We start from the raw sequence: 17193 nt of genomic DNA, 5'->3' as shown, positions 1-17193 counted from the left end.
ATGTCAATCGAGATTAATGTACCTGACATCGGTGCGGATGAAGTAGAAGTGACTGAGATCCTTGTCAGCGTGGGTGACAAGGTTGAAGAAGAGCAGTCGTTAATCACCGTTGAAGGTGATAAAGCATCCATGGAAGTCCCTGCGTCACAAGCGGGTGTGGTCAAGGAAATTAAAATTGCCGAAGGTGATAAAGTGACCACCGGCTCTTTGATGATGATCTTTGAAGCAGAAGGCGCCGCGCCAAGTGCGCCCGCGCAAGAGGCGGCCCCCGCCGCCCCTGCTGCAGCACCAGCGGCTGCGTCAGAAATCAAAGAAGTGCACGTGCCTGATATCGGCGGCGATGAAGTCGAAGTCACCGAGATCATGGTGGCGGTAGGCGATAGCGTCGAAGAAGAGCAATCACTGATCACCGTTGAAGGCGATAAAGCCTCAATGGAAGTGCCGGCACCGTTTGCAGGGACTGTCAAAGAGATCAAGATTGCCTCGGGTGACAAAGTGTCAACCGGCTCTCTTATCATGATGTTTGAAGTCGGCAGCAGTGCCCCTGCTGAGGCGCCAGCACAGGCTGCACCTGCCGCCGCTGCGTCAGAAGCAAAAGATGTAAACGTTCCTGACATTGGCGGTGATGAAGTTGAAGTGACTGACATCATGGTCGCTGTAGGCGATACGGTTGAAGAAGAACAGTCTCTGATCACCGTTGAAGGCGACAAAGCGTCGATGGAAGTGCCGGCACCGTTTGCGGGTACGGTTAAAGAAATCAAAATCGCCGCGGGCGATAAAGTGTCTACCGGCTCGCACATCATGGTGTTCGAAGTCGCCGGTAGCGCACCTGCCGCACCAGCAGCGCCCGCCGCGGCACCTGCTGCAGAGGAAAAATCTGCGCCAGCGCCAAAAGCGGAAGCACCTGCAGCGGCTAAAGCTGATGCCGGTAAAGACGAGTTTGTCGAAAACAAAGAGTACGCCCATGCGTCACCTGTTGTGCGTCGTCTTGCGCGTGAATTCGGTGTTAACTTGGCAAAAGTCAAAGGCACTGGCCGTAAAGGACGTGTACTGAAAGAAGACGTGCAAGGCTACGTGAAAGAGGCGCTTAAGCGTCTTGAATCTGGCGCAGCATCTGGCTCAGGCGACGGTAGTGCACTGGGTCTGCTACCTTGGCCGAAAGTCGACTTCAGCAAATTCGGTGAAACGGAAGAAAAACCACTGTCTCGCATCAAGAAGATCTCGGGTGCGAACCTGGCACGTAACTGGGTGATGATCCCGCACGTGACCCAGTGGGATAACGCCGATATCACTGAAGTTGAAGCGTTCCGTAAAGAGCAAAACGCGATCGAGAAGAAGAAAGAGTCAGGCATGAAGATCACCCCATTGGTGTTCATCATGAAAGCGGCTGCTAAAGCGCTGGAAGCTTTCCCTTCATTCAACGCGTCACTGTCTGAAGATGGTGAAAGCCTGATCATGAAGAAGTATGTCAACATCGGTATCGCGGTTGACACACCAAACGGTCTGGTCGTGCCTGTCTTTAAAGACGTGAATAAGAAAGGCATTCACGAGCTATCTGAAGAGCTGATGGTGGTATCGAAGAAAGCCCGTGGCGGTAAGCTAACGGCCTCTGACATGCAAGGTGGTTGCTTTACCATCTCTAGCCTAGGGGGGCTCGGCGGTACGGCGTTTACGCCAATCGTTAATGCACCAGAAGTGTCTATCTTGGGCGTGTCTAAGTCAGAAATGAAGCCAGTATGGAACGGTAAGGACTTTGAACCTCGCCTAATGCTGCCGCTATCGCTGTCTTACGACCACCGTGTGATTGACGGTGCCGAGGGCGCGCGCTTTATTAGCTACCTCAACGGCTTACTGTCTGATATTCGCCGTTTGGTACTCTAATCGCAATACCAACAACCCGGCTGGCCGGTTAAAGGTCGGTCGGGAATTGTTGTGCAGCTCACAGGCTATGGGTTTTTATTTTTCAGCCCATTAACATGGCTGTAAACTGTGGCTCCCAGATACCCACAACAATAAAAAAATTACCGCTCTTAGCCTGTCAGGGAATAAGACTATAACGAGGTCAGAATGAGTAAAGAAATCAAAGCGCAAGTCGTCGTCCTTGGCGCTGGTCCTGCTGGATACTCCGCCGCTTTCCGCTGTGCCGACCTAGGTTTGGAAACCGTATTGGTTGAACGTTACAACAACCTTGGCGGTGTGTGTCTAAACGTCGGCTGTATTCCATCTAAAGCCCTACTTCACGTTGCCAAAGTGATTGAAGAAGCCAAAGCCATGGCCGAGCACGGCGTGGTATTCGGCGAACCACAAACCGATATCGACAAGATCCGTTCTTGGAAAGATAAGGTCATTGGTCAACTGACGGGCGGCTTAGGCGGTATGGCCAAGCAGCGTAAAGTGACAGTCGTTAATGGCACAGGCCGTTTCACTGGCGCCAACACCCTGTTAGTTGAAGGGGAAGAAAGCACTACCATCAACTTTGATAATGCCATCATCGCGGCTGGCTCTCGTCCAATCGAGCTGCCATTTATCCCGCATGATGACCCACGCATTTGGGACTCCACCGACGCGCTTGAGCTCAAAGAAGTGCCTGAAAAAATGCTGTTAATGGGTGGCGGTATCATTGGTCTAGAGATGGGAACCGTTTACCACGCACTCGGCTCACAGGTTGATGTGGTCGAAATGTGCGATCAGGTGATCCCTGCGGCAGATAAAGACGTGATCAAAGTCTTTACTAAGCGCATCAGCAAGAAGATGAACCTCATGCTGGAAACCAAGGTGACCGCGGTAGAAGCCAAAGAAGACGGCATCTACGTCACCATGGAAGGCAAGAAAGCCCCAGCAGAGCCTGTACGCTATGACGCTGTCTTGGTTGCTATCGGTCGTAGCCCGAATGGCAAACTGCTTGATGCGGGCCAAGCGGGTGTTGAAGTCGACGATCGTGGCTTTATCAATGTTGATAAGCAAATGCGCACCAACGTGCCGCACATCTATGCGATTGGTGACATCGTGGGTCAGCCTATGCTGGCGCACAAAGGTGTACACGAAGGCCATGTGGCGGCAGAGGTTATCTCAGGTAAGAAGCATTACTTCGATCCAAAAGTGATCCCATCGATTGCGTACACTGAGCCAGAAGTGGCTTGGGTCGGCAAAACTGAGAAAGAGTGTAAAGAAGAAGGCATTAACTACGAAGTGGCGACCTTCCCATGGGCGGCTTCAGGTCGTGCGATTGCGTCTGACTGTTCAGACGGTATGACCAAAATGATCTTCGACAAAGACACCCACCGTGTGATTGGTGGTGCCGTCGTGGGTACCAACGGCGGTGAGCTGCTGGGTGAAATCGGTCTTGCCATCGAAATGGGTTGTGATGCCGAAGATGTCGCCTTGACAGTACACGCTCACCCCACCTTGCACGAATCGGTTGGTTTGGCTGCAGAAGTGTTTGAAGGCTCAATCACTGATATGCCTAACCCGAAAGCGAAGAAAAAGAAATAAACCGCGCGTTTATATTTTTCTGACTCAGCCCCGCCATGCGGGGCTTTTTTATCTCTGTCATTTACAACACCTGCGATATGGTTACGCGATGGTCGCAAGCTTATCAGCTAGGCGGCTAAGCATGGCCTCTTTGGTGGAGATAGGCTCACTTAAGCCTTGAAACAAGGTCATGAAATAGGCATCCATCATTAACGCAGTTTTCGCCTGATGATTTGGACTTTGCTCAATAGAAAGGTGAGCTTGAAAAGGCGCGATGTGATGCGCTAAGGCTTTTTGCTGCCACAAGAGTGCACGAAAGAGCTCTCGGCTGAAGTCTGGATGTGTGAGATAAAACGCATAGAGGTGATCGGCATAATGGAGAAGTCGTTGCGTTGGCGTGTCTGAGTGATCCAATTTGGCAGCGTTTTCGAGCACGGTATCAATACGTGTCATCAGCCCAACTTTTAGCAAGTCAATTTTCAACGGAAAGTGTGAGAAGACAGTTCCTGTCGCGACCTCCGCCTTATGTGCAATTTGACGTGTAGTGGTATCCGCAAACCCTTGTTCCACAAATAATGCCCATGCACTGTCGAGGATCTTCTGGCGTGTCGCCTGTTTTTTGGGTGTATCCACATTCACTCCTTTTTTGTTTCATGATACTGACTTGGTGTGGTGCTCGCCATGATCCTTTCCTCGATCTTAATACTGTTTGTCCTTTTTTTAGCCTAAAAACATTGTAAATTGAGCGCGCTCATTTTATTGTTAGTGAGCGCGCTCAGTTTTGGTCTTAGGTAAGGAGAAATAATGAACACATTATTGGAAATGATAAAAACCGTGTTTGGATATATATGCTTTGTGCCATTTTTGTTTCTTTACTCAGGTTTGCTGAGTTTGACATTGGCACCGTTATTATTAGTGGGTGGAGTTGGCTTTTTGTGCGTTATTTTAGGGATTGAGGAGGGCGTTAAACCCTTATGGCGTCAGCTATGGCAAGATGGAAAAGACGTTGCTAGTGCGCGGCCTCGTTCAGCACAATAAAAAAGCGGGCCAAGGCCCGCTTAGTGCGTCAGTCGGTAGCATCGCAATGGTTTAAAGCTTAAAGCTCCCTACCAAGGTATCAAGACGTTTGGAAAGATCGCGCAGTGACTCACTGGCTTCTGCCATGGTGTTGGCGGTATCAGCGGTTTGCTGCGAGCTGTGATTAATCTCTTCAATATTTTGGTTAATATCGTTGACCACGGTGGACTGCTCTTCAGTCGCGGTGGCCACCTGGGTGTTCATGTCCGAGATTTGTACAATCTGCTCGTTGATTGCATTGAGCGATTGTGAGGCCTCATCGGAGGCATTGACCCCTTCAGCGGTCATGGTGCGACTTTGCTCCATGGCATCCACGGCGTTGCGCGCTTCTTGCTGCAGGCGGTCAATCATGGTCTGGATTTCATCGGTGGAATCAGAGGTGCGACTGGCCAAGCTGCGTACCTCATCGGCGACAACCGCAAAGCCACGTCCTTGCTCGCCGGCTCGCGCCGCTTCAATTGCCGCATTCAGCGCCAGTAAGTTGGTTTGCTCGGAGATCCCGCGAATCACATCCAAAATGCCGCCGATCGAATCGGTGTTTTCAGCCAAGGCGCTGATCACTTTCGACATATTCTCCATGTCATCAGCAAGGCGAGCGATTGTATCCCGTGCCTGGGTCACCACGCCTTGGCCACTTGCCGCATCATCAGAGGCTTGGTTGGCGGCACTGGCAGCACTGGCGGCATTGCCTGCAATCTCATTAACGGTCGCCCCCATTTCATTGATGGCGGTAACCACTTGCACGGTGCGATCCCGCTGATACTCGCTTTGCGATTGGGTAGCACTGGCTTGTGAAGAGACTTGCTCGGCCGCACTACGTAATTCGCCACCGGTACGGGCAACGTCTGAGACTAGACGATGGATTTTCTCCACAAAACTGTTGAAACCAGAGGCGAGTTGGCCAATTTCATCTTGGCTATTGATGTCTACACGTTGGCGCAGATCCCCTTCACCTTCACCGATTTCACGGAACACATTGGCGACATATTGGATGGGTTTGGTAATGGTTGCAGCTAACCAGACGGCGACGACGATAAAAATAAGACCGACGACGACCGACACCATCAGGATCTGATTACGCGTTTCATTGAGGGGGGCATAGACTTCTTCGGCAGGGACATCTGCAATAACAAACCAATCCATGGAGGGAACATAACTGGATGCGAGCAGTACTTCTTCACCATTAATACGGGTGTCGAGAAGGTTAAAATCGCCTTTTTGTAGCAAGCTGCGTGCTTGGCCACCATAAATATCACTTAGGGTTTGCTCACCCATCAGATTGGTATCGCGGTGTAATTGGACCAAGCCCTCAGCGTTGACTAAGAACACAAACCCTGACTGCTCAATTTTAAATTGATTCAAAAAGCGGGTCATGTCCTCCAACGAGCGTGAGAAACCGGCTAACCCTTTGCCGTTGAGCTGTTGGAAGTTAACAAATAGCTTGAGTTCGCCGTTTTCTTCTTGGAAAACCTGGGCCATGGTGGCATTGCCACTGTCGAGGAAGTTGTAAAACCAACTGTCTTTTTCACGCGTTAACACCCGTAAAAATCCGTTCTGATTCCAATACTGCCCGGTGTTGCGGTTGGCAATGGAGGCATCATTCAAATCGTATTGCTCACGTAATACGTTGAGCTGTTTGATCACGCGGGTTTCTTCTGCGGGCGTAATATCTTGGTTGATGATATCTAGCATCACCGGGTTAGAAGCCAGCTGACGTGCGGCGGATTGTAGTTGGTTGACCTCACTATCAATGGTATCTCTAAACTGGGTGAGGGTGGTGGGAAGCTCATTTTCTAACAGGCGCTTTTCCATGATGTCGCGTGCTTGGCTCAAGCTCATATAACTGATGATGGCGGTGGAGGCGATCACCGCTGAGACAAATGCCAGCACGAGTTTTTGTTTGATCGTGAGTTGCTTTAGCTTCATGCCCTTCTCTCTATTTGGTCTATTAACAGACGATAGGTTAGCGTGACAAAAATGTGATGATGTTTATGGCACTAACATCTAAGTTAGCAGATATGGGTGAATGATTGGTTATGTATCGACCATGAAACAATAAAATTGAAGCCTTTGCTCAGGGTTATTGATAAAAATGACACTCTCCTCGCGATTTCAACATAAAGCGGTAAAAGTGCGCTGTCGTTTGCGGGACATTGGTGCATCGAGCAATGGTAGCCGGATCACTGCGCTATGGCGAAAAACGGTGTAGAATCAGTCACAACCGCGATAGGCTCTGAGTAACCTGTACTCAGAGGTGGAGGATAGCGTACCGCGTCACTACGACCTAAGTATTATGTTTCACAAAACGAGTAGATTTTAATTTTAGGTTAAAAATGCTATCCTCACGCAGCGGTTACGTGCTCGAACCCTCGTCTTGCTGGAAAATTTTAATAAACTTCGCCGGATAAGCGTGATACGAGTACTAACACTTTCCAAGGATGTTGGATCATACGGTCTGACCGAGAAAAGAGGAAATAGTCGTGCTTGAAGCCTACCGTAAACACGTCGAAGAACGTGCCGCTCAGGGTATTGTGCCTAAACCGCTTAACGCTGAGCAAACCGCCAGTTTGATAGAACTGCTGAAAAACCCGCCCGCTGGCGAAGAAGAAACCCTCGTTTATTTACTGGAAAACCGAATCCCACCCGGTGTGGATGAAGCCGCTTACGTGAAAGCAGGCTTTCTGGCCGCACTGGCAAAAGGTGAAGCGCAGTCTCCGTTGATTAGCCCCGAGCGTGCCACTGAATTACTTGGCACCATGCAAGGTGGCTATAACATCGAGCCGCTGATCACCTTACTTGATGATGACAAGCTCGCGCCGATTGCGGCGAAAGTGCTGTCTCATACCTTATTGATGTTCGATGCGTTTTACGACGTTGAAGACAAAATGAAAGCAGGCAATGCCTACGCCAAGCAGGTGATGGAGTCGTGGGCGAACGCTGAGTGGTACCTGGAAAAACCACAAATTCCTGAAAAAGTGACACTGACGGTGTTCAAAGTCTCGGGTGAAACCAACACCGATGACTTGTCGCCCGCGCCAGATGCTTGGTCGCGTCCTGATATTCCCCTGCACGCGCTGGCCATGCTGAAAAACGAGCGTGAAGGTATTCACCCGGACAAACCGGGAGAGATTGGCCCGATCGAGCAAATGAAAAAGCTGGAAGAAAAAGGTCATCCACTGGTTTATGTCGGTGATGTGGTCGGTACTGGCTCGTCTCGTAAGTCGGCAACCAACTCGGTGTTGTGGTTTATGGGGCACGATATTCCTAACGTCCCTAACAAGCGCTCAGGTGGTTTTTGTTTAGGTGGCAAAATCGCGCCTATTTTCTTTAATACCATGGAAGATGCGGGCGCGCTGCCGATTGAACTTGATGTGAGCAAGCTCAACATGGGCGATGTGATTGACCTGTATCCGGCCGACGGCAAAGTGTGCAAGCACGGCACCGATGATGTCCTATCTACCTTCCAACTAAAAACAGACATCTTGTACGATGAAGTGCGTGCTGGAGGACGTATTCCATTGATCATTGGCCGAGGCCTGACTGACAAAGCCCGCGAATGCTTAGGGCTTGAGCCGTCTGAGGTGTTCCGTCGCCCACGTCCGGTGGCTGATTCCACCAAAGGCTTTACCTTGGCACAAAAAATGGTGGGTAAAGCGTGTGGCGTTGAGGGCGTGCGCCCGAACACCTATTGTGAGCCAAAAATGACCACCGTGGGCTCACAAGATACCACTGGGCCCATGACGCGCGACGAGCTGAAAGATTTGGCCTGCCTTGGCTTTACCGCTGATTTGACCATGCAGTCGTTCTGCCATACCTCTGCTTATCCAAAACCGGTTGATGTGGAAACACACCATACGTTGCCCGACTTTATTATGAACCGTGGTGGCGTGGCGCTGCGTCCCGGTGACGGTGTGATCCACTCATGGCTCAACCGAATGCTGTTGCCCGATACCGTGGGGACGGGTGGGGATTCACACACCCGTTTCCCGCTGGGCATTTCGTTCCCTGCTGGCTCAGGTCTCGTGGCCTTTGCGGCCGCGACCGGCGTGATGCCACTGGATATGCCAGAATCGGTCCTAGTGCGCTTTAAAGGTGAGATGCAACCTGGGGTAACGCTACGCGACCTGGTTCATGCTATCCCTTACTTTGGCATTCAAAAAGGGCTGCTGACGGTGGAGAAATCGGGCAAGATTAACGAGTTCTCTGGCCGTATTTTGGAAATCGAAGGGGTTGAGCACCTGACGGTAGAGCAAGCGTTTGAGCTGTCAGATGCGTCAGCGGAGCGCTCTGCGGCTGGCTGTACGGTCAAGCTGTCGCAAGATTCAGTGGCTGAATACCTCGAGTCGAACATTGTGATGCTTAAGTGGATGATCTCTGAGGGCTATGGCGATCGCCGTACCATCGAGCGCCGCATTCAAGCTATGCAGCAATGGTTGGAAAACCCAAGTTTGATGGAAGCAGATAAAGATGCCGAATATGCGCATGTGCTCGAGATCGACTTGGCTGACATCAAAGAGCCGATTTTGTGCGCGCCGAATGACCCAGATGATGCACGTAGCTTGTCAGATGTGGCAGGTGACAGTGTTGATGAAGTCTTTATCGGCAGCTGTATGACGAACATTGGTCACTTCCGCGCGGCGGGTAAACTGCTGGACAAGTTCGGAGGGAGTTTATCTACCCGTATGTGGGTGGCACCACCGACGAAGATGGACCGAGATCAGCTCACCGCCGAAGGTTACTACGGTATTTATGGCCGAGCAGGGGTGCGCATCGAAACGCCAGGGTGCTCGTTGTGTATGGGTAACCAAGCGCGTGTGGCAGAAAAATCGACTGTGCTGTCGACCTCGACGCGAAACTTCCCTAATCGACTGGGTACAGGCGCGAATGTCTATCTCGCGTCAGCGGAGTTGTCTGCTGTCGGCGCGATCCTTGGCCGTATTCCGACCAAAGAGGAGTACCTTGAGTACGCGGAGCAAATCAATGCGACCGCCAGCGATACCTATCGCTACCTCAACTTCCATCAAATGGATGCCTACACCAAAAAAGCGGATGATGTGATTATTAAAGCAGCGGTATAACGGCTGCTGACTCATTTCGTTCTGAAAGCGCCCCAGACGTGGGGCGCTTTTTTTATGTGTGTTAAGCCGTTGTGGATCGATGGGAGGAGAGTCGGATCATGCGTGCGATGTTTTCACTGGTGCGAATGAGGTTTTTTTTACTGTTCATTAGCGCGTCGCTCAATTCACAGGGGCCGGCTTGAATGGGAAATATCGCCGTGACACCTTGTTGGTAAAGCGCTTCGCAATCGTCGCCCACACTGCCTGCGAGCACCACGACTGGGATCTGATAAGCTTGTGCAATGCTGGCGATAGCAGCCGGCACTTTGCCGTGCTGCGTTTGTCCATCGACACGCCCCTCGCCAGTGATCACCCAATCGGCATTGGCCAATAATGAATGAGCCTGGGTGCGTGAGAGTAATAAGTCGACCCCGGGTTCGAGTCTTGCCCCGAGTAGCCCTCCCAAGGCAGCACCTATACCTCCTGCTGCGCCGGCGCCAGAAAAGTGGCAAACCGACTGTCCCAGTTGCAAGTGACAGATACTCGCAAAGCGGTGCAGGTATTGCTCTAAGACACGGATATCCTCTTCTTGCCCGCCTTTTTGTGGCCCAAAGATAGTGGTGGCGCCGTGCGGTCCACATAATGGATTATCCACATCGCAGGCGGCGGTCAGTGTCACGGCCTTAAGCCGTGAATCAAGCGTATCAAGATCAATTGTCATCAAGGCGCCGAGTCCTTCCCCGGTGGGCGTGATGGGGTGGCCTGCGCCATCAAGGAGCTTGGCACCGAGGGCGGTCAAGATCCCCGCACCGGCATCATTGGTCGCACTGCCGCCCAACCCGATAATGATTTCGTCAATATCATGGTCAAGTGCGGCGCGAATAAGCTCGCCAGTGCCTAAGCTGGTGGTATGACGAGGGTTGCGTGCGTCTTGTGGGACTAAGGGAAGGCCTGAAGCACTGGCAACATCGATAACGGCCAGACGATGTTCGCGATTGATAACAAATTCGGCGGTCACCGGGCGAAAGTCGGGTCCAGTCACCTCACAGTGATAACGCTCACCGCCGATTTGGTCGAGAAAACTTTGCGCATAACCTTCGCCCCCATCCGCCATTGGCAGTTGTGAAAAGCGAGCGTGAGGCAAAATAGGCGCCATGCCTGCCTCGATCGCCTGTGCAACATGGCGAGCATTCAGGCTCTCTTTAAATGAATCAGGCGCGATCACGATATGCATAAGCCTATCCTTTACTGCTTACTGTTATTCCATTTAAGTATGGTTGAAGTGACATTTTGATGACAGCACTGGCTTGGCAATTCTGACAAAAAGCAGGACAATAGCCGGCCAATTTTGGAGGTCAGTGTGGATTACGAATTTTCTCGCAACAGTTTTGATGACAGCTACCGGATTGTTTTTTCGATGGGACATGAAGCCATAGGACGTTGGCTATTGGATGAACTCGGCACTGAGCTGACTCAAGTGACATCCTGTCTACATACCCTGCAGCAACTTGAGTCAGAGCAGCAGTGGCGCGGGCATACGTTCACGCTTACCGCCAATCGTGATGAGGTCGTGGTGGTGGCGAATGCCATGCTGCAACCTGCCTCGGACGAGGCGCAAACCACGCTCAATGAGCAAGCGCTGACCTTTTACGATGAAGAAAGTTACGCGGCGTGTGGTTACCAAGACTTTGTGGTGATGCTGGACGCCTACCAAGACTTCATTGCCCGTTACGGTCGACGTTAAGCGGGTTCTCTGAGTCAACTCTTCATGGCTGAGCACGTATCACCGTCTGCGTGCTTCGAATGGCTGAACCTCCCCCTCGCTTTTTCTCCTGATTCTCGTTTCGATGTTTCCCCTTGGTGCAATCGCATGCTGCTCTCCCTGGCATGCGCTGTGTTGGTGAATAATTCGCACTTATATGGTGCAAATAAAATCCTTTCTATCCCGAACTTATTTAAGTTATTGATTTTAAATAATTTGAATATTGGCACGGCTCTTGATAGTTAGACGATGATGCAAACACAAGGACTCAGGAGAAGGATATGAAACTGATTAGCGCCATTATCAAGCCGTTCAAGCTTGATGACGTACGTGAAGCGTTGGCGGATGCTGGCATTGACGGCATGACTGTCTCAGAGGTGAAAGGTTTCGGCCGCCAAAAAGGGCACACAGAGTTATATCGTGGTGCTGAGTATCAGGTCGATTTTTTACCCAAAGTAAAATTAGAAATCGCTGTGCAGAGCGAACATGTCGACAGTGTTGTGGAGGCGATCTCTAAGGCCGCACAAACGGGCAAGATCGGCGACGGTAAAATCTTCGTCTTTGATCTTCAGCAAGCGGTGCGGATCCGTACTGGTGAGATGGATCTGGAAGCAATTTAAAAACAGGGAGTAAAGACAATGGAACTGGTAAACACGGTGACTGAATTGCGCTACGCGCTCGACACCTTTTTCTTTCTTTTATCTGGTGCGTTAGTGATGTGGATGGCGGCTGGCTTTGCCATGTTAGAGGCAGGCTTGGTGCGCTCGAAAAACACCACTGAGATACTGACCAAAAATATCTGCCTCTATGCTATCGCTTGTACCATGTACCTGTTGGTGGGCTACAACATTATGTACGTGGACAACAGTGGCGGCGGTTTTGTCCCTTCTTTTGGGGCCTTGATTGGCACCCAAGGCGCCGATGCGGATCATTCGCTCGAATCTGACTTCTTCTTCCAAGTGGTGTTTGTTGCCACCGCGATGTCTGTGGTGTCAGGGGCGGTTGCCGAGCGCATGAAACTGTGGGCGTTCCTCGTGTTCTCTGTCATCTTGACTGCGGTGATTTATCCGGTTGAAGGTTACTGGACATGGGGCGGAGGCTTCCTCTCAGAGGCTGGTTTCAGTGACTTCGCCGGCTCTGGGATTGTTCATATGGCGGGCGCGGCGGCAGCCCTCGCAGGTGTGCTACTTTTGGGGGCGCGTAAAGGTAAATACGGCAAAAATGGTAAAATTAACCCCATTCCTGGCTCAAACCTGCCTCTGGCAACACTGGGTACCTTCATCTTGTGGTTCGGCTGGTTCGGTTTTAACGGCGGCTCACAACTGATGGTGTCAGATTTTGAAAATGCCACGGCTGTCGGACAAATCTTCTTGAATACCAATGCGGCGGCGGCGGCTGGTGCGATAGCAGCATTGCTGGTGTGTAAAACCCTGTGGGGGAAAGCCGACCTGACCATGGTGCTCAACGGTGCCTTAGCCGGCTTAGTGGCCATCACGGCGGATCCGTTATCGCCTTCACCCGTGGCAGCGCTGATCATCGGTGCGGTATCGGGTGTGATTGTCGTATTCAGTATTGTTGGTCTGGATAAGGTCAAAGTGGATGATCCTGTCGGTGCTATCTCCGTGCACGGTGTATGTGGCTTCTTTGGCCTGATGGTTGTGCCATTAAGCAACACAGGGGCGACCTTTGGTGCGCAGCTTCTGGGGGCGGCAGTGATTTTTGCTTGGGTATTTGCGGCAAGTTTCCTCGTGTGGCTGGTGCTGAAAAATACCATGGGCATTCGTGTCACCGAAGAAGAGGAGATGTCAGGGATGGATCTTCACGACTGTGGTATTGATGCGTATCCCGAATTTGTTAGCGTAAAATAGTCAGTTACACGTAACTCGAGTAAACTCTGAAACGAAACCTTACATTTTTGGATGTAAGGTTTCTTTCTTTTTGCGTCTGATCATATTGAGCCCTGAGTCATTAGTTGTATACTAACGAAACTGAGATTCGTTATCATTTATCATCATATTTAAGGACTGCCACGATGAAAAAACTACTGATTGCCTCGGCTATCACCGCAAGCCTATTAGGAACCAGCGCCGCGGTTGCGTCCGAAGAAGTCAATGTTTACTCGTATCGCCAACCTTTCTTGATTGAACCCATGTTCGATGCGTTTACCGAAGAGACCGGCATTGCTGTGAATGTTAAATTCGCTAAAAAAGGCATGGCGGAAAAGGTCAAGCAAGAAGGTGAGTACAGCCCGGCTGACGTACTGCTAACCGTTGATATTTCACGCCTTAAAGAGCTGGTAAACCAAGACGTGGTACAGCCCGTGCAAAGTGATGTTATCGATCAAAACGTGCCTGAGCAGTTCCGAGATAGTGAAGATAAGTGGGTCGCGCTGACAACACGAGCTCGTGCGGTATACTCTTCACGCGAGCGTGTCGGCAAATTGGGTGACGATTTTGATTATCTCGACTTGGCAAAACCAGAATGGAAAGGCAAGATTTGCACCCGTTCAGGTAAACACCCATACAATGTCTCTTTAGTGTCAGCTATCATCGAAAACCACGGTGAAGCGAAAGCCAAAGAGTGGCTTGAGGGCGTAAAAGACAACCTCGCACGTAAACCACAAGGCAATGATCGTGCACAAGTGAAAGCGATCAAAGAAGGCCTGTGTGACGTCTCACTGGGTAATAGCTATTACCTAGGCAAAATGCTGAACGACGAAGAACAAACAGCGTGGGCGGAAGCGGTTTACTTGAACTATCCTGGCCAAAACGCGCACGGTACGCACGTGAACGTGAGTGGCATGGCGATGGCGAAGTACGCACCGAACGAAGAAAACGCGCTAAAACTAATGGAATTTTTAACGTCAGACAAAGCACAGCATATGTATGCTGAGGTGAACTTCGAAGAGCCTGTGAAGCCGGGTGTTGAGCAGTCTGAGCTCGTGGCGTCTTGGGGCGACTACAAGCATGACCCAATGCCGCTTGAGGCGATTGCGGATAACTACAGCCAGTCAGTGAAACTGCTGGATGAAGTTCAGTTCGACCTGTAAGCCATTGCATAGGGGCGGATGTCGCCCCTGTTGTCTTTCTCTGACGCCTTAATGTAGTAGGCCATGCGAGATAGATTACCCATGATAAAAACCAGCAGTTGGGGCTTAGCCCTATTGCTGGTTTTGCCGATCTTAGCGATCTTTTATACCGCGGTGGGCGACACTGGGGATATTTTCCCCCATTTATTCGAGACCGTACTGCCGACTTATACCTTGAACACCAGCTTGTTAGTGGCTGGCGTGGTGGCGATTGCGATTATCCTCGGGGTGCCCACCGCGTGGATGCTGGCCATGTATCAGGTACCGGGCAGCCGGCAACTGCAGTGGGCGATGGTGCTTCCGCTTGCGATGCCGGGCTATATTATTGGCTATATCTATACCGATTGGTTTGATTATGCCGGTCCGCTACAACGTGGCTTGCGGGCATTGTTTGAATGGCAAACGGTCAATGATTACTGGTTTCCCGATATGCGTACCTTGCCGGGTGCGTGTTTTGTGCTGGCGTTAGTCTTATACCCTTATATCTACCTGCTCACCCGTGCCGCGTTTATGGAGCAAAGTGTCACCTTGACCCACTCTGCGCGTTTGCTCGGTTGCTCGCCGATGCAAAGCTTTCGTCGCATTTCTTTACCGTTGGCACGGCCGGCGATTGCTGTGGGGGCCTCTTTGGTGGCGATGGAGGCGCTGGGCGATTTTGGAACGGTCAATTACTTTGCGGTCAGCACCCTTACAACCGCAGTCTATGATACTTGGTTGAGCTACTCGAGCTTAACCGCTGCCGCCAAAATCTCTGCGATCATGCTGGTTGCTATCTTCCTTTTGATCAGTGCTGAACGTTATGGGCGACGTAAACAAGCACAATTTAGTCCAAGCTCGAGCAGTGATGCGATTGAGAAAATGCCCTTAACAGGCTGGCGTAAAGTGGGGGTGTTAGCCTGGTGTTGGAGTCTGCTGTCACTGGCGTTTATTTTACCTCTGCTCCAGCTTTTAGTTTATGCATGGCACTACTACGAAAAAAATGCGGTCAGCGAGTTTGCCACTTTTAGCTATAACAGCTTTTATACCTCAAGTTTAGCGGCGCTCATTGCCGTCGGCATTGCGTGGACAGTGAATGTGTATCGCCGCCTGCGTGGGCATGGGGTCAGTGTGGCGCCCATGCGATTGGCGTCTATGGGGTATGCGGTGCCGGGCACGGTGCTTGCGATTGGCGTGATGTTAGTGCTGACGCGCGGCGATCACTTCATTAACGATATCGCCACGCATTACGGCTGGGGACGGCCTGGCCTCCTATTATCTGGCACCATGGTGGCCTTATTGGTGGCCTTTGTCGTGCGGTTCAGTGCCGTCGCCATTGGCAGCATTGAATCAAGCATGGCCAAAATTCCTCCTTCATTGGATATGGCGGCGCGAACCATGGGGTGCACCACCACAGGGGTGATTCGTCGTGTGCATTTACCCTTAATTCGGCGGGGGACGCTCATTGCGATGCTGTTGGTGTTTATTGAGTCGATGAAAGAGCTTAATGCTGCGATTCTATTACGCCCTTTTAATTTCGAAACACTGGCCACTTATGTGTACAACTTTACCTCGGATGAGCACCTAGAGTATGCCGCCTTACCTGCCATTTTGTTGGTCGTGGTTGGCTTGGTCCCCCTTATCCTGATTAATCGGTCATTGGAGCAAAAATATCAATGAAGTGTGCGCTCGCGATAGAGAATTTGACCTGCAGTTATAACGGCACCCCTGTTTTAAAAGATTTGTCGCTGCAAGTCGCGCCGGGAGAAATTGTGTGCTTGCTCGGCGCCAGTGGCTGCGGGAAGACGACGTTGCTAAAAGCGATGGCAGGATTAATGCCATTATCGTCAGGAAAACTATCGATTGGGTGCAAACTCATGGACGATAATCAGCATTCAATCCCGCCAGAGCAACGTAATATTGGGATGATTTTTCAAGACTATGCGCTGTTCCCACACCTTACGGTGGCAGACAATGTGGGGTTTGGTCTGTCTGGATTCAGCGCGGCAGCGCGAAGTGAAAAAGTGGCTGAGATGCTCAAGCTGGTGCGTCTGGCGGAGCTGGGTGACCGCTATCCTCACCAGCTCTCGGGCGGCCAACAACAGCGCGTGGCGATAGCGAGAGCGCTGGCTTATGAACCGGATCTGTTATTGCTTGATGAGCCCTTTTCAAATATTGATACCCAGGTTCGTCATGATTTAATTGAAGAAATCCGACGCATTTTTAAATCCCAAGGCGTCACGGCGATCCTTGTGACGCACAGTCGGGAGGAAGCATTCGCGTTTGCCGATAAGCTAGCGGTAATGAATCAGGGGCTCATTGAACAGTATGGTGATACCACAGACGTGTATTACCAACCTGCGAGCCGTTTCGTCGCTGATTTTCTTGGCCAGGGCTCTTATGTGCCCGTAACGGTCTCGTCGCAAGAACAAATGCAGACACCGCTCGGTCCGTGGCCACGTCCGGTGCATTGTCACCCCGGCCCGCATTGGTGGTTACTGCGCCCTCAATTTCTAAGCATTCGCGCGGATGCTGAGGGGGAAGGACAGGTGTTATCCCAACAGTTTATGGGTGACAGTAGCCGTTATACCATCGATATCCATGGTCAAAAACTGTCGGTGCACGCGCGTGAGCCGCTATTGGTAGGAGATAAAGTCAGCTTACATATTCGCCCTCACGAGCCAGTCCTGTTCAATGATGGGCCGAGTTTTATTGACGATTAAGGCACCAGAACCAAAAAAGCCAACCGAGGGGTTGGCTTT

Annotated in this window: 13 protein-coding genes; 10 read left to right on the top strand and 3 right to left on the bottom strand. The window is 51.1% G+C overall.

Annotated elements, in window-relative coordinates:
* Nucleotides 1–1881 carry a pyruvate dehydrogenase complex dihydrolipoyllysine-residue acetyltransferase gene (gene aceF, locus BZG25_RS04100; protein WP_077606096.1) on the top strand — a complete coding sequence of 627 codons (1881 nt, stop codon included), beginning with the start codon at nucleotides 1–3 and terminating at the stop codon, nucleotides 1879–1881.
* A 186-nt stretch (nucleotides 1882–2067) separates the two neighbouring features.
* Nucleotides 2068–3492 (top strand): dihydrolipoyl dehydrogenase, encoded by a 1425-nt coding sequence (gene lpdA / locus BZG25_RS04095; RefSeq protein WP_046073988.1) that lies wholly within the window; start codon nucleotides 2068–2070, stop codon nucleotides 3490–3492.
* Nucleotides 3493–3573: 81 nt separating this feature from the next.
* Here the strand turns inward: lpdA and BZG25_RS04090 are convergent, their stop codons facing one another.
* Nucleotides 3574–4104 (bottom strand): TetR/AcrR family transcriptional regulator, encoded by a 531-nt coding sequence (locus BZG25_RS04090; protein ID WP_046073989.1) that lies wholly within the window; start codon nucleotides 4102–4104, stop codon nucleotides 3574–3576.
* A gap of 171 nt (nucleotides 4105–4275) precedes the next feature.
* Here BZG25_RS04090 and BZG25_RS04085 point away from each other — a divergent pair, with 171 nt between their 5' ends.
* Entirely contained in the window at nucleotides 4276–4509 is a 234-nt protein-coding gene (locus BZG25_RS04085; RefSeq protein ID WP_077638548.1) for a hypothetical protein, read from the top strand.
* Between the two features lie 51 nt (nucleotides 4510–4560).
* Here the strand turns inward: BZG25_RS04085 and BZG25_RS04080 are convergent, their stop codons facing one another.
* The gene (locus BZG25_RS04080) at nucleotides 4561–6474 is read right to left on the bottom strand and encodes a methyl-accepting chemotaxis protein (protein WP_046073991.1); all 1914 of its coding nucleotides are present in this window, start codon (nucleotides 6472–6474) and stop codon (nucleotides 4561–4563) included.
* A 554-nt stretch (nucleotides 6475–7028) separates the two neighbouring features.
* Between BZG25_RS04080 and acnB the strand changes: the two genes are divergently transcribed.
* Nucleotides 7029–9626, top strand: a complete 2598-nt coding sequence (acnB, locus tag BZG25_RS04075; protein WP_046073992.1) for a bifunctional aconitate hydratase 2/2-methylisocitrate dehydratase — start codon at nucleotides 7029–7031, stop codon at nucleotides 9624–9626.
* Nucleotides 9627–9687: 61 nt separating this feature from the next.
* Here acnB and BZG25_RS04070 read toward each other — a convergent pair whose 3' ends face one another.
* Nucleotides 9688–10839 carry a glycerate kinase gene (locus tag BZG25_RS04070; RefSeq protein ID WP_077606099.1) on the bottom strand — a complete coding sequence of 384 codons (1152 nt, stop codon included), beginning with the start codon at nucleotides 10837–10839 and terminating at the stop codon, nucleotides 9688–9690.
* 126 nt (nucleotides 10840–10965) lie between these two features.
* On the opposite strand from BZG25_RS04070, the gene BZG25_RS04065 reads away from it, so the two are divergent.
* From BZG25_RS04065 to BZG25_RS04040, 6 genes are all read left to right on the top strand, one after another.
* Nucleotides 10966–11349 (top strand): YacL family protein, encoded by a 384-nt coding sequence (locus tag BZG25_RS04065; RefSeq protein WP_046073994.1) that lies wholly within the window; start codon nucleotides 10966–10968, stop codon nucleotides 11347–11349.
* Nucleotides 11350–11648: 299 nt separating this feature from the next.
* A complete protein-coding gene (gene glnK / locus BZG25_RS04060; RefSeq protein ID WP_046073995.1) occupies nucleotides 11649–11987 on the top strand; it encodes a P-II family nitrogen regulator in 339 nt (112 codons plus the stop codon).
* Nucleotides 11988–12005: 18 nt separating this feature from the next.
* Nucleotides 12006–13235: an ammonium transporter gene (locus BZG25_RS04055; protein WP_046073996.1), complete on the top strand. Its 1230-nt coding sequence runs from the start codon at nucleotides 12006–12008 to the stop codon at nucleotides 13233–13235.
* 164 nt (nucleotides 13236–13399) lie between these two features.
* Nucleotides 13400–14416 carry a Fe(3+) ABC transporter substrate-binding protein gene (locus tag BZG25_RS04050; RefSeq protein WP_046073997.1) on the top strand — a complete coding sequence of 339 codons (1017 nt, stop codon included), beginning with the start codon at nucleotides 13400–13402 and terminating at the stop codon, nucleotides 14414–14416.
* Between the two features lie 63 nt (nucleotides 14417–14479).
* Complete coding sequence (locus BZG25_RS04045) at nucleotides 14480–16111, top strand: iron ABC transporter permease (RefSeq protein ID WP_046073998.1); 1632 nt, start codon at nucleotides 14480–14482, stop codon at nucleotides 16109–16111.
* Nucleotides 16108–17154 carry an ABC transporter ATP-binding protein gene (locus tag BZG25_RS04040; protein ID WP_077578733.1) on the top strand — a complete coding sequence of 349 codons (1047 nt, stop codon included), beginning with the start codon at nucleotides 16108–16110 and terminating at the stop codon, nucleotides 17152–17154. The genes BZG25_RS04045 and BZG25_RS04040 overlap by 4 nt, the downstream gene beginning before the upstream one ends.
* Nucleotides 17155–17193: the final 39 nt, after the last annotated feature.

Origin of the sequence: Salinivibrio sp. ML198, from assembly GCF_001996015.1 — a bacterium.
GTDB lineage: Bacteria > Pseudomonadota > Gammaproteobacteria > Enterobacterales > Vibrionaceae > Salinivibrio > Salinivibrio siamensis.
The sequence above is the reverse complement of the archived record's forward strand: the minus strand, read 5'-3'. Positions and strand labels throughout refer to the sequence as shown.